Genomic DNA, 12,193 nt, shown 5'->3' on the forward strand with positions numbered 1-12,193 from the left:
CCCCGCAAGCGGGGTTCCCTCTATTTAGGTACGATCGTCCGCCGACAACAGGTGGCTCAGGATCGAGCCTTCGAGCCCGGCAAGCTCGGCCGAGCCGCGCTGGCGCGGCCGGGCGGCGTTAACCGTGACGTCATGGGCGATGCGGCCCTCCTCGATGACGAGCACGCGGTCGGCCAGCGCCACGGCTTCCGAGACATCGTGGGTCACCAGGATCGCGGTAAAGCCCTGATCGCGCCAGACCCGCTCCAAGAGGCGCTGCATTGAGATACGGGTCAGCGCATCCAGCGCGCCGAGCGGCTCGTCGAAGGCGAGCACGCGCGGGCGCGAGACCAGCGCGCGGCCGAGCGCGACGCGCTGCTTCTGGCCGCCCGAGAGCACCGAAGGCCATTGGTCGCGCTTGTCAGCGAGGCCGACCTCGATCAGTGCCTTCTCGGCGCGGGCATGCGCATCGCTCGAGGCACGATCGCGGCCGAGGCCGACCTCGACATTGGCGAGCACGCGGGCCCAGGGCAGCAGCCGCGGCTCTTGGAACATCACGCGGATGTCCTCGGGCTGGATCTCCTGACCGAAGCTGATGCTGCCCGCATCGATCTTGTCGAGGCCGGCGATCAGGCGCAGCAGGGTGCTCTTGCCGCAGCCGCTCTTGCCGACGATCGCGACGAACTGGCCGGCGGGAATGTGCAGGTCGATGCCGCGCAGCACCTCGTTGTCACCGAAGGATTTGCGCAAGCCGCGGATGCTGAGCGGCAGGCCGCTGGCCTGAACTCGGTGTTCTTCTTGCCGCTCCTCGCGCACCACGCGGGCGTGAGGGGCGAAAGTGGCGCGGCCGGCGAGCTCGGTCTCGGGAAGAGAGGTACGAAGCGCTGTCTGCATGTGATTCCCAGTATTTTCGCTCAACGTTTCTGGAAGGCGGGGTGCCAGGAGAGCGTCAGACGCTCCAGCACGCGGGAGGCGCTGTCGGCGAGCTTGCCGAGCAGGGCGTAGATCAGGATCGAGAGCACGACGACGTCGATCAGCATGAACTCGCGCGCTTGCATCGCCATGTAGCCGAGGCCGGAAGAGGCCGCGATGGTCTCGGCGACGATTAGCGTCAGCCACATGATGCCGAGCGCAAAGCGGATGCCGACGAAGATCGAGGGCAGCGCGCCCGGGAAGATGACGCGGCGGAACAGTTCGCCATCGGTCATGCCGTAGATGCGGCCCATCTCGATCAGCTGCGGATCGACGGTGCGGATGCCGTGCAGCGTGTTGAGATAGATCGGGAAGAACACCCCGAGCGCCACCAGGAAGAGCTTTGCGCTTTCGTCGATGCCGAACCAGAGGATGACCAGCGGGATCAGCGCCAGATGCGGCACGTTGCGCACCATCTGCAGGGTGGTATCGGTGAGCCTGGCCGAGAGCTGCGACAGGCCGTTGGCGAGGCCGAAGGCGAAGCCGATGCTGCCGCCGATCAAAAAGCCGACCGAGGCGCGCCAGAACGACACCCAGATGTTGCGGACGAGCTCACCGGAGACCAGCAGCTTCCAGCCCGCGAGCACGACGTCGCTCGGGGCCGGCAGCACCCGCGTCGGCACGAAGCCGGTGACGCTCGCGACCTGCCAGACCGCGATGATGGCGAGCGGCACGATCCACTGGATCAGGCCGTCGGCCCGCGGCAGGCGGATGCTGCGCGGAAGCGAAATGCTGTCGATCAGGCTCATGACTGCGACACCCGGTGCTGCGGACGGAAATCGCTGCCGACGGTCTCGCCGAACGGACCGCCGTTGAAATGCAGCTTCGTCACGTTGCTCGGCTGCTCCAGCGCGAGCAGCGGGAACACCAGCTCGGCGAAGCGATAGGCTTCCTCCAGATGCGGATAGCCCGACATGATGAAGGTATCGATGCCGAGATCCTGATACTCCTTGATGCGGGCCGCAACCGTCTGGGCGTCGCCGACCAGAGCCGTGCCGGCGCCGCCGCGGACGAGGCCGACGCCGGCCCACAGGTTCGGCGCGATCTCGAGCTTGTCGCGCTTGCCGCCGTGGAGCTGCGCCATGCGCTGCTGACCGACCGAGTCCATACGGGCAAAGTTCTTCTGGGCCAGCGCGATGGTGTCGTCGCTGACGTGCCTGATCAGCTCGTTTGCGGCGTGCCAGGCTTCTTCGTTGGTCTCGCGGACAATGACGTGTAGACGGATGCCGAAGGAGAGTTTGCGGCCACGAGCGGCGGCAACCTCCCTCACCTTCGCGATCTTCTCGGCGACCAGCGCCGGCGGCTCGCCCCAGGTGAGATATTTGTCGACGGTGTCCGCCGCGACGTCGATGCCGGCATCGGAGGAGCCGCCGAAATAGAGCGGGGGCCGCGGCGACTGCACGGGGGGAAACAGCAGCTTGCCGCCCTCGATGCGGATGTGCTTGCCCTCGGCGTTCACCGTCTTGCCGGCGAGCAGGTCGCTGTAGACGCTGAGGAACTCGCGGGTGACCTCGTAGCGCTCGTCGTGGCCGAGGAAGATGCCGTCGCCCTTGTTCTCGACGGGATCGCCGCCGGTGACGACGTTGACGAGAAGCCGGCCGTTCGAGACGCGATCGAGCGTCGCGGTCATGCGCGCGGCGACGCTCGGCGATTGCAGGCCGGGCCGAACGGCGACGAGATAGCGCAGCCGCTCGGTGAACGGCGCGACCGAGGACGCAACGATCCAGGAATCCTCGCAGGATCGCCCGGTCGGCAACAGCACGCCGAAATAGCCGAGCTGATCGGCGGCCTGCGCGACCTGGCGCAGATAGTTGAAATTGACCTCGCGGCCGCCGATGCCGGTGCCGAGATAGCGGCCGTCGCCGTGGGTCGGCAGGAACCAGAGGATGTTGGCGTTTGATTGCTTGCTCATGAGTGTGCTCACGTTCCCGGCTTCCGCGCCACGTCGGAAATCTTGATGGATTTGGGGATCAGGCCGAGCGCGAAGAACGCGTCGGCCACCTGCTGCTGGTCGGCGATGACGGCATCGGTGATCGGCTTGATGCCGTAGGACTGGCGCTTCAGGGCCACCTCGACCACGGGGACCGGGAGACCGATCGAGGGAGCCAGCTGCTCGGCTACGGCGCGGATGTCGCCCTTGGCCCAATCATCGACCGCGCTGAGTTCGGCGAGCACGGCATCGACGATCTTCGGGTTGGCTTCGAGGAATTTCTTGGAGGCGAAGTAGAACTGGTAGTTGGCCACGATGCCGCTGCCATCGGCCAGCGTGCGTGCGCCGGTGGCCGCTTCCGCCGCGGCCTGGAACGGATCCCAGATCACCCAGGCATCGACTGCGCCGCGTTCGAAGGCGGCCCGCGCGTCGGCTGGTGCCAGGAACACGGTCTCGATCTCCGAGTATTTGACGCCGGCTTTCTCAAGCGCCTTGACGAGGAGATAGTGGACGTTGGAGCCCTTGTTGAGCGCGACCTTCTTGCCCTTGAGGTCGGCAACGGATTTCAGCGGACTTTCCTTCGGGACCAGGATCGCCTCGCCCTTCGGCGCCGGCGGCTCGTAGGCCACATACTGGATCGGCGCGCCGGCGGCCTGCGCGAAGATCGGCGGAGCTTCGCCGGTGTTGCCGAAATCGATCGCGCCGACGTTAAGCGCTTCGAGCAGCGGCGGACCGGACGGAAATTCGGTCCACACCACCTTGTAGCCGTCAGCGGCGAGCTTCGGCTCCAGCGTGCCCTTGCTCTTGAGCAGCACCAGCTTGCCGTACTTCTGGTAGCCGATGCGGACCACCTTATCCTGACCGTAGGAGGTGCCGACGGCGGCCGCGACGATGCCGATCGACAGCACGATGGCTGCGATCACGCGTTGAACGATGCGCTTCATGTTCAGACCTTTTTGAACGGGAAGAGTTGTCGGCACGGTCAGGCTGCCGGGTTGCGCCAGACGATGTCGCGAATATGAATCGGCTTCGGGATCAGGCCGAGCTTGTAGAAGCGGTCGGCGACGCCCTGCTGCGTCGCGATGATCTCGTCGGTGACGGGGCCGACCACGAAGTTCGCGCGATTGGCGGCGACGGTCTGGATATCCAAGGGGACGCCGGTGATCGCAGCGAGCGATCTTGCGACCTCCTCGCGGTGCTGCTCGGCCCATTGGCCTGCCGCGGTCGTCACGTCAACGATCTGCTGCAGGATCGCCCCATGGTTCTTCGCGAACTCCCGGTTGGCGATGTAGAAGGAATTGGTCTTGGTGACCTCGCGCGCATTGATCAGGATGCGGCCGTTCTGCTTGGTCTCGCCGATCGCGAAATACGGATCCCAGATCGCCCAGGCCTCGATGCTGCCATTGGCGAAGGCGGGGCCGGCATCCGGCGGCGTCAGGTAGACCGGTGTGATGTCGGCATAGGTGAGGCCGGCCTTCTCCAGCGTCTGCACCACGACGTTGTGGGCGCTGGAGCCCTTGGTGAAGCCGATGCGCTTGCCCTTGAGATGGGTGATGTCGCGGATCGGCGAATCCTTGGGCACCAGGATGCCCTGGCCGTTGGTGATGGGCTGACCGGCGGCGTAGACGATCGCCGCGCCCGCGGCCTGGGCGAACACAGGCGGGGAATCTCCGACCGCGCCGAAATCGACGCTGCCGACGTTCATCGCCTCCATCATCGGCGGGCCCGAGGAGAACTCGATCCACTTCACCTCGATGCCTGAGGCTGCGAAATGTCTTTCCAGGGCAGCCTGCTGGCGCGTGATGACCAGCACGCCGGTCTTCTGGTAGCCGATACGAATTTCCTTCACCGCCCCTTGCGCGATCGCAGGCGATGCGAACACGGCGGCGGCCGCAGTTCCAACCGAAAGTTTCAGAAAGTCCCGACGCTGCATTCCACACTCCCGGCCGCGTGCGGCCGTCATCATTCACGTATGCCGAATGATGGTGCGCGTCATCGGAAGTGTCGAGACGTCCGGGAAAATAGCGATGCGAGCACTGCGCTGCATGCCGCGCGCGTGATTAATCTTTCAAGCGGCGAAGCGAATGAGGATGGAATTTTTCTGCACGCGAATGTGAGGGCTCCACGGATTTGGTCGGGCCCGGACCGGCGGAACATAAAAAGTCGCAAAACAACCCCATGCACAGTAGCCGGGCGTGCGAAAACAACGACTTACGTATTATCCGAAGTGCGGTTGACTCGTCGGGCAAAACAGCGGCAGAATGGCATGATTTCGTAGTGGGTGCCGAGGCGCGGAGCTCCCTCCACCCTCTCGCCGTCATTCCTCGCGAAGGCGGGGAATCCAGTACGCCGCGGCCCGGCGATTCAACCACAACTGTCTCGGAGTACTGGATCGCCCGGTCAAGCCGGGCGATGACACCGAACGTGTGACGGGCGACGTGCCACGAGCACCACCGGCCTATCGCTCCCACCTCACCGGCAGATTCTGCAGCCCGCGGAAGGCCCAACCGCCGATCCGCACCTCTTCGTCCTCGGCGAGCTCGATGCGCGAGGCCCGCGCGAACAATGTCGGCAGCGCGACGTCGGCGATCATGGCGCGCGAGGCGAAGGCGCCGGCGCAGAAATGCGGGCCGGCGCCGAAGGCGACGCTCTTGGAGGTGTCGCGCCGCACGTCGAACTGGTCCGCGCGCTCGAAATGCTTCTCGTCGCGGTTGGCGGAGCCGAACATCAGGAATACGCGTTCGTCGGGCTCGAACGCCACATCGCGAATGGTCCAGGGTTTTGCGATGCGGCGCGGCGACATGCCGATCGGCGAGATCCAGCGGGCATATTCCTCGAAAGCCTGCAGCCAGGACACCTCGCCGCGCAGGACCAGATCGAGCTGGTCGGGATGGGTCAGCAGCGCCCAGACCGTGCCGGCGATCGCCTTGCGCGGCTCGTTCTGGCCGCCGGAGATGGCAAGCTTGACGTTGGCGCGCACGCTCTCCATCGGCATGTCCGAGGCGAGCAGCACGCCCAAAATGCTCTGGTCGGGATGCTTGCGCATCACCGGCAGGACGTCGTCGATCGCGGCGTCGATGCCCGCGGTTGCTGCATGACAGCGCGCCTCGACCTCAGGGTCGCCGGCATAATTGGCGATGCCTTCGATCATGCCTTGCGACCACGTGTCCATGTCCTGAAAGCCGATGTTGGTGAGGCCGGTGATCGACTTCAGGCATTCGCCGGAGAACGGCAGCGCGAAGTCGCGCATGAGATCGATCCGGCCCGGTCCGAGTGAAGCGATGATGCGATCCGCATGAGCCTGGAACTGTGCGGTCCAGTAGCCCTTCACCGTCTTCGGCGAGACCGTCGGAAACATCGCCCGGCGCTCGACGAGATGCGCCTCGCCATCCTTGCGCATCATGTTGTGGCCCATCAGCCGGTTCATCAGGCCGGCGGGCTGGTGCGAGGAGAACACGTCGATCTGCTTCTCCGAGATCGAGATGTCGTCGCGGCTCGTCAGCAGCGTCGAGCCGAGCTGCGGCACGAACGCGATCGGCGCCTCTTTCCGCATCCTGGCGAGCATCGGATAGGGATCGGCCCAGAAGGCGGCCGGGTCGATCTCGATGCGCGGCGCGGTGCTCAAGCTTCGCTCCCTTGTGGTCTCCTCGATGCCGAGGCTAGCGCCTTTCAGTTGCCGCCGTCTGTCCCCATGGATTGGGACAGGCGGGCCAAAAGCTGCCTTTGTCCGCTTTCAACTCAGATGGCAGCTCCGGCCAGCAAGAAAGCGCCGCCAAGCGCGACCATCACAAGTCCAGGCCAGTTCGATTTGACGCCGAAGCCGCTACTGGGCCTTTCAGGCTCCAGCGTGTCACGTCCGGAGCGAAGCCACTTCCCACCACTGAATCGACCTCGCCAAATGGGCTGAAACGCCATTTGGAATAGGCCGCCGAAAACAAGGAGCACTCCAAGCCATATGAGGATCATGCTCGCCTCCTCTACCCGCGAACGCCGATAGGTTGATGCGCCGAGAACCGTGGTCCATTCAGCGCTGCCCCCGGCTTACGGGATCAGACCGACCTTGAAAGCCGCCGGGACAACCTCTGACCTGTCAAATAGTTGATATATGGACATGATTTCTGCTAGCCGTCCATCCGGGCCGGCTTGGGAAGTAGTAGCAATTGGTTCCGCCGAAGCGGATTGGTATCAAGGGCCTTGGGCGGGCGAAGCACGAAGGCTGCTGCAGAAATGCACGCCGCGCGTCTGAAAGATCGGTCGAATCTGATGGGTCCAGCGCAGCAATGACGGGCATCGACTTCGAGCAGATCGTGGACCGCATCCACGAGGCAGCGACCGTTCCGGAGCTCTGGCCGGACGTCCTGGAGAACATCGCTCATGCCGCGGGCGCGCATGGCATGGTCATGATCACCTCGGACTCCGATCAGTGGTCCGGTGTCTGGAACGGTGTCGTGACGTCGCCGTCGATCCGCGAGGCTTTCTCGGCGTTCCTGCGTGGCGACCTCTCCAGCCGGACGGAGACGACCCCGCGACTCCTGGCGCTTGATCACCCCGGCTTCGTCGGCGAGCACGAGGCATTTTCGCCGGAGGAATGGGAGCGCGATCCATATCGGGTGGAATGGAACAAGAAGTGGGGCTTCGAACACGCCTGCGCGACGGCGGTCCGCAGCCCGTCCGGTGAGATCATCGTCTTCCACATGGAAAGACTGGCCGGCCGCCCCGCCTTTTCGCGGCAGGACCTCGATTTTCTCGACCGCTTTCGCCCCCATCTCGCGCGGGCGGCTTTGCTGTCGACACGCTGGCGCCTCACCCGGATGCGGGCGGCAACCGAGGCGCTGTCGCTGGTCGGCTTGCCGGCCCTCGCGATCACGCGCTCCGGGCGGGTTCTGACCGCCAACGCCTTGATCGAAGCCATGACCGACCTTCTGCAATGGTTGCCGAAGGACCGGATCGCGATCAAGGACCGCGCCGCCGACACCCTGCTGCGCGCCGGCCTCGCCCAACTCGATGCGCCGGACAAGGCCGTGTGCTCCTTCGCCGCGCGTCGCGCCAGCGATCTCGATCGGGTGGTGCTTCATCTGGTTTCGATGCCGGGCGAGGCCCGCGATCTCTTCGATGGAGCGGTTGGCCTCCTCATCGCAACGCCGGTCGCCGCCTCGCAGGCACCGAGCCTCGCCCTCATTCGTGGCCTGTTCGATCTCACCCCGAGCGAGGCGCGCGTTGCGCGCGGAATTGCGCAAGGACAGACCATCGGCGATATCGCCGCGCATCACGGGCTCAGCCGCGAAACCATCCGCACGCAGGTCAAGGCCGTCCTCGCCAAGACGGGAACGCGGAACCAGAAGAGCGCAGCCGCCCTCTTCGGTGCGATCCCCAAATTGCCGCTGAGAGATTGACGTCAGACTTGTTTGATGGCGTGCTTCGGCAGGGACAAGCTTCGCTTCACCCAAATGGGTGAAGACACAGGCCGGCGCTCCGGGTTCAACTTCGCCCAAATTGGATGTCTGGCGAGAAGCGGCGGCAATGGCGGGACCGGAATTTCCGATCTTCGAAGTGACCCTGGCGCAGCGCAGGCGCAGGACATGGAGCTGGAGCGTCTGCACCATTCAAGGGGCGGTGGTGATGCAGGGCCGGGAAGCCAGTCGACCCGCAGCAAAGTACCAGGCCGAGAGAGCGCTGTTCATGCTGCTGCTCACCGCGCCCTATCGTTCCCGACTTTCCGCATAGCAAGGGGCTCCTCGAGCGCTGCAGGGTTGCCAGTGTGCGGGACAGCAAGCTAAGCGTCGGTCGGCGAGCGACCATGCGTCAGCCAATGGTCGATCTGCCAGGTCTCGTAACCGAGCAATTCGCCGAAGCGCCGTTCTCGATCATCGGACCAGGCTCCGGGCTCGTTCAGCAGCGCAAGCATGGCGTCAATCCGCCACTCGTGACCGGGCAATGTGTAGAACAGCATCCGATATTCGAGCTGCGGCGCCCCAGGACATGGCTCGATCAGTTCGCGCTTCGTCAGGCGGCCTTCAGCGACATGCCGGTCGAACATGCGCCAATACCGAATACAGATGTCCGGCTCCTGGCCGACGATATCCATGAAATATGCGAGGGGCTTGGTGCCCCGGAGCATCAGGCCGAGCTCTCTGTTGGTGTGAACCAGATAGGGCACTTGACGACGCCGTTTGGAATGCATGTCGAGCATGTTGGCGACGCAACGTTAATTTCCGCTGAGGGACCCCGCGCGAACGTCCTGAGCGAAAGGCAACGACGGCTTCCGGCTCAATCCGGACAATTGCAACGAATTTCACGGTGTGCCCTCGTGACGGTGGGCGTCATGATGGCCAAGGCGTCCAGCAAAGAAACGGCTAACCACGTTGCAACGACCGCATGCGCGAGAGCATGGAGGAGAAATCAACTCATGATAGTATCGGCCTTGTCAGCCGACCAAAGGGAACTGCCGTGACTGAAATGACCAAGCTTCGATCTCGACTTCTGTTGATTGCCTTGTGGGTCAGTCTCGTCGGAGCTCTCGTCGCTTTCTTTGCGTTCGCCAACACACCAGGCGGAAGCGGTGGTTCATCCTGGGTCTTTAATCTGATCGTGTCCTGGTTGCCGTTCCTGGTGCTGGTGGGCGCCTGGCTATGGTACTCGCGCACGATCCGGCGCTCATCATCCGGGGCGAGCTGGGTCGATCTATACGAGCAGCAGGTCGCGGAAAACAGGCGAACCAATGCATTGCTGGAGAGGATCGCGACCGCTCTGGAAAAGCCGTCTCCTGGTTAGCGCGAACACCGGGCATCGCGGGGACGAAGTCATGCGCTCGGGCATTGCCGCCGACATCCTGCTAGTTGTTCTGGCACTCGCAGCCGCCGTCGTCAGCCGGCCAGCGGCTGCCGACGATCGACAAGTCTGTTTGGAACGGACGAAGGAAGCCTCTGCCGAGATCATCGCTGCCTGCACACGCGCGATCCAGAGCGGAGACTACAACGGCGAAGACCTGTCGAGTTTGTATCATGCGCGTGGCTGTTCCTGGCCATGGACAAGCTTCGCCGATCGCGATGACCGCGCCCTGGAAGATTTCACCGCGGCGATCCAGGTAAACCCGAAAGCTGGCGGCTCACTGCTCAACCGGTCGCACATCTACAACCAACGGCACGACCACGACCGGGCAATAGCCGACGTCGACCAGGCATTCGAAGCCGGCCTGTCAGACCATGGAAAGCGGGTCGGATACGGCGAGTGCGGCTACGCCTATCAAAGGAAAGGGGACAACGACCGCGCCATTGCCGACTATACCGCCACCATCCAGCTGAATGCGAACAATAGCTTCGCTCTCATGGCCCGGGGCAACGCCTATTTTGCCAAAGGCGATTTTGACCGTGCCATTGCCGACTACAACCGGGTGATCGCAGTTGATCCCGAATATGCCCACGACTATGCCGCCTACGGCAGCCGCGCGATTGCGTACCTGCGCAAGGGCGACCTCCGCCAGGCCTTCGCGGACGTCGACCGGAAGCAGGCGCTATCCTGGCTCGCTGCCGGCGTCTTTCTGGCAGCGCTGATCTGGCTTTGTTGCCGAGGGGGCGCACGGGCGTTCGGATGGCGGTCTGGACGAACGATCATCGAGATGTGCGAACAGCAGCTGGTCGACTTGCGGCACACAAACGCCGCCCTGGAGAAAATCGCGGCGGCTGTCGAGAAGCGATCGTCGGGTTAGCTCGGGTTCGCCGGACGTTTGGCCCCGCCGACGTGTGCTAACTTCCGGAATGGCCGTCAGAGCCGCCGGACCAACCATCATTCTGGCCGGGTCCAAAGTTCGTATTGTTTCGATCCGGCGGGACCCTCATGCCCTGGTAAAAGGCGTAGCCAATGAATCCCAGCAAGGCGACCAAGCAGATAAGTGCAAGAAGCCAGTCTGGCATGTTCTCATCCTCGGATCCGCCCTACGCGCCGCAATCGCATCGGATTAATAGGCCAAATGCTTCAACTACAGATCCAATCAAATGCTAAAATTGGATGGATACGGACATCGCGGACTTGGAGCCCCTAGTTCAGGCCGCGCGGACCCGTCAGCAGGCGCAGCACGATCGCAAACAATTCGCTCTGCGAGGAGATGCCGAGCCGTTCATAGGCGCGCTTGCGGTAGGTCAGGGTCGAATGCAGGCTGATGCCTAGTCCTTGCGAGATCGCCTCCGAGCTGAAGCCTGCGAGGATATGACGGCAGACCTCCTGCTCGCGCGGGGTGAGCGCGGAGAGCGGCATGCGCGTCGCGAACAGGGACGCAAGATCGGACGTCGGCTTCTCCTGGAAATGGCGGGCGACGCTGGCTGCGATCGCCGGTGCGATCGCCCCGAGCCGCTCGCGCTGGGCGGCGCTGAAGCGGCCCTGCGCGGCGATCCGATAGAAGTTGACGTAGAAGCAGGTGTCACCGGTCCAGATCGCGGTCGCACATTTGTCGACGATGCCGGAATCCTGGAAGAAGATCTTGCGGTAGCGCGCGCCGTACATGCGCGGCGCGAAGCGAGGCAGCATGATCGGCGCGCCGCCCTCGCCTTCGAACAGCGCATCGCGGTTCGGATCCGTTTCGTGAAACTGGCCGGCATAGGCGGCGCCGAGATCGCCGCCGATCGGGATGTTGCCGGCATCGAGCAGGCAGCTTGCCGCGCCGGCCCGGCTGAACGCGAACACCATGCAATGCCCGACATCGGCCTGCCGGCGCAACGTGTCGATGAGCACATCGGGAAAATCGGAGCGGCCGATGGCGAGCACCGCGGGCGTGACATCGCCGGCCGACGGATCAAGGGTCCCGTTGGGTCGCACCGTATTCCTCCGCAAGACGCTCTTTTGCGAGAGGATAGCAGCAACGGAATCTTACCGGAAGCGCGCTCACGAGCACCGCCGCCCAGGGCCGCTCGGCTGTTGCAGACACCATTGGCGGGTCTCACGCTGCGCCTCCCCCTTCGAGACGGCATCGTCGCGATTTTCTCAGATGAGGCTGATCCGATGGCCCCACCGAGTCACTTCACCCTGTGCCTGAAAGCAATCTCGCGCAGATGACTGAAAAGCTTTGAGAGCCGCTTCAAGCGCTCACTGACCACCGCGCAAAGAAGCATCAGCCACGTTGCGAGCGCGACACACCACAACAGAAATTCCAATGCTGCGGGCATGGGGGCACCTTTCGAAACGAGTTGCGAAACAAAGGCGGGGCACTGATGCTCGTTGAAAAACGCGAGCACTGCGTCTGCGGTATCAGCCTTTATGGCCTCTCGCGCTGCCGCGATCATGATCGCCTCCGCTGCCGACCGCATTCGAAGGCTATTACGA

General features: G+C 63.9%; 13 protein-coding genes. 4 read left to right on the forward strand and 9 right to left on the reverse strand.

The features are described 5' to 3' along the window. Window positions 1–24: 24 nt before the first annotated feature. The 6 genes from I6F12_RS36325 to I6F12_RS36350 all read right to left on the reverse strand — a co-directional run bounded on the left by I6F12_RS36325 (window position 25) and on the right by I6F12_RS36350 (window position 6,506). Entirely contained in the window at window positions 25–873 is an 849-nt protein-coding gene (locus I6F12_RS36325) for an ATP-binding cassette domain-containing protein (RefSeq protein ID WP_036022154.1), read from the reverse strand. 20 nt (window positions 874–893) lie between these two features. Continuing rightward, the gene (gene ssuC, locus I6F12_RS36330) at window positions 894–1,700 is read right to left on the reverse strand and encodes an aliphatic sulfonate ABC transporter permease SsuC (RefSeq protein WP_035999023.1); all 807 of its coding nucleotides are present in this window, start codon (window positions 1,698–1,700) and stop codon (window positions 894–896) included. Beyond that, entirely contained in the window at window positions 1,697–2,863 is a 1,167-nt protein-coding gene (gene ssuD / locus I6F12_RS36335; protein WP_225114788.1) for an FMNH2-dependent alkanesulfonate monooxygenase, read from the reverse strand. The genes ssuC and ssuD overlap by 4 nt, the downstream gene beginning before the upstream one ends. Before the next feature lie 8 nt (window positions 2,864–2,871). Beyond that, window positions 2,872–3,825 carry a sulfonate ABC transporter substrate-binding protein gene (locus tag I6F12_RS36340; RefSeq protein ID WP_035999020.1) on the reverse strand — a complete coding sequence of 318 codons (954 nt, stop codon included), beginning with the start codon at window positions 3,823–3,825 and terminating at the stop codon, window positions 2,872–2,874. Between the two features lie 38 nt (window positions 3,826–3,863). Next, window positions 3,864–4,814 carry a sulfonate ABC transporter substrate-binding protein gene (locus I6F12_RS36345; protein ID WP_225158479.1) on the reverse strand — a complete coding sequence of 317 codons (951 nt, stop codon included), beginning with the start codon at window positions 4,812–4,814 and terminating at the stop codon, window positions 3,864–3,866. Between the two features lie 525 nt (window positions 4,815–5,339). Further along, window positions 5,340–6,506 (reverse strand): cytochrome P450, encoded by a 1,167-nt coding sequence (locus I6F12_RS36350; RefSeq protein ID WP_225158480.1) that lies wholly within the window; start codon window positions 6,504–6,506, stop codon window positions 5,340–5,342. Between the two features lie 655 nt (window positions 6,507–7,161). On the opposite strand from I6F12_RS36350, the gene I6F12_RS36355 reads away from it, so the two are divergent. Both I6F12_RS36355 and I6F12_RS36360 read left to right on the forward strand, forming a co-directional pair. Then, a complete protein-coding gene (locus I6F12_RS36355; RefSeq protein WP_225158481.1) occupies window positions 7,162–8,274 on the forward strand; it encodes a helix-turn-helix transcriptional regulator in 1,113 nt (370 codons plus the stop codon). Window positions 8,275–8,401: 127 nt separating this feature from the next. Then, window positions 8,402–8,605: a hypothetical protein gene (locus I6F12_RS36360; protein WP_050995847.1), complete on the forward strand. Its 204-nt coding sequence runs from the start codon at window positions 8,402–8,404 to the stop codon at window positions 8,603–8,605. A gap of 49 nt (window positions 8,606–8,654) precedes the next feature. Here the strand turns inward: I6F12_RS36360 and I6F12_RS36365 are convergent, their stop codons facing one another. After that, a complete protein-coding gene (locus I6F12_RS36365) occupies window positions 8,655–9,038 on the reverse strand; it encodes a hypothetical protein (RefSeq protein WP_225126226.1) in 384 nt (127 codons plus the stop codon). Window positions 9,039–9,328: 290 nt separating this feature from the next. Here I6F12_RS36365 and I6F12_RS36370 point away from each other — a divergent pair, with 290 nt between their 5' ends. Next, window positions 9,329–9,652 (forward strand): hypothetical protein, encoded by a 324-nt coding sequence (locus tag I6F12_RS36370; RefSeq protein ID WP_225151280.1) that lies wholly within the window; start codon window positions 9,329–9,331, stop codon window positions 9,650–9,652. A 31-nt stretch (window positions 9,653–9,683) separates the two neighbouring features. After that, a complete protein-coding gene (locus I6F12_RS36375; RefSeq protein ID WP_225158482.1) occupies window positions 9,684–10,586 on the forward strand; it encodes a tetratricopeptide repeat protein in 903 nt (300 codons plus the stop codon). A gap of 329 nt (window positions 10,587–10,915) precedes the next feature. Here I6F12_RS36375 and I6F12_RS36380 read toward each other — a convergent pair whose 3' ends face one another. Continuing rightward, on the reverse strand, window positions 10,916–11,689 hold the full coding sequence (locus I6F12_RS36380; RefSeq protein ID WP_225158483.1) for a helix-turn-helix transcriptional regulator: 774 nt from the start codon (window positions 11,687–11,689) through the stop codon (window positions 10,916–10,918). 197 nt (window positions 11,690–11,886) lie between these two features. After that, window positions 11,887–12,153 (reverse strand): hypothetical protein, encoded by a 267-nt coding sequence (locus I6F12_RS36385; RefSeq protein WP_225158484.1) that lies wholly within the window; start codon window positions 12,151–12,153, stop codon window positions 11,887–11,889. Window positions 12,154–12,193: the final 40 nt, after the last annotated feature.

Origin of the sequence: Bradyrhizobium sp. IC4059, assembly GCF_020193615.1 — a bacterium.
In the GTDB taxonomy this organism is placed as follows: Bacteria; Pseudomonadota; Alphaproteobacteria; order Rhizobiales; family Xanthobacteraceae; genus Bradyrhizobium; species Bradyrhizobium yuanmingense.

What these genes read in the sequence shown, in the direction of transcription:
- ssuD (WP_225114788.1), bottom strand. Translation starts at nt 2,863, where the DNA reads ATGAGCAAGCAATCAAACGCCAACATCCTCTGGTTCCTGCCGACCCAC.
- ssuC (WP_035999023.1), bottom strand. Translation starts at nt 1,700, where the DNA reads ATGAGCCTGATCGACAGCATTTCGCTTCCGCGCAGCATCCGCCTGCCG.
- I6F12_RS36345 (WP_225158479.1), bottom strand. Translation starts at nt 4,814, where the DNA reads ATGCAGCGTCGGGACTTTCTGAAACTTTCGGTTGGAACTGCGGCCGCC.
- I6F12_RS36375 (WP_225158482.1), top strand. Translation starts at nt 9,684, where the DNA reads ATGCGCTCGGGCATTGCCGCCGACATCCTGCTAGTTGTTCTGGCACTC.
- I6F12_RS36340 (WP_035999020.1), bottom strand. Translation starts at nt 3,825, where the DNA reads ATGAAGCGCATCGTTCAACGCGTGATCGCAGCCATCGTGCTGTCGATC.
- I6F12_RS36385 (WP_225158484.1), bottom strand. Translation starts at nt 12,153, where the DNA reads ATGATCGCGGCAGCGCGAGAGGCCATAAAGGCTGATACCGCAGACGCA.
- I6F12_RS36360 (WP_050995847.1), top strand. Translation starts at nt 8,402, where the DNA reads ATGGCGGGACCGGAATTTCCGATCTTCGAAGTGACCCTGGCGCAGCGC.
- I6F12_RS36325 (WP_036022154.1), bottom strand. Translation starts at nt 873, where the DNA reads ATGCAGACAGCGCTTCGTACCTCTCTTCCCGAGACCGAGCTCGCCGGC.
- I6F12_RS36355 (WP_225158481.1), top strand. Translation starts at nt 7,162, where the DNA reads ATGACGGGCATCGACTTCGAGCAGATCGTGGACCGCATCCACGAGGCA.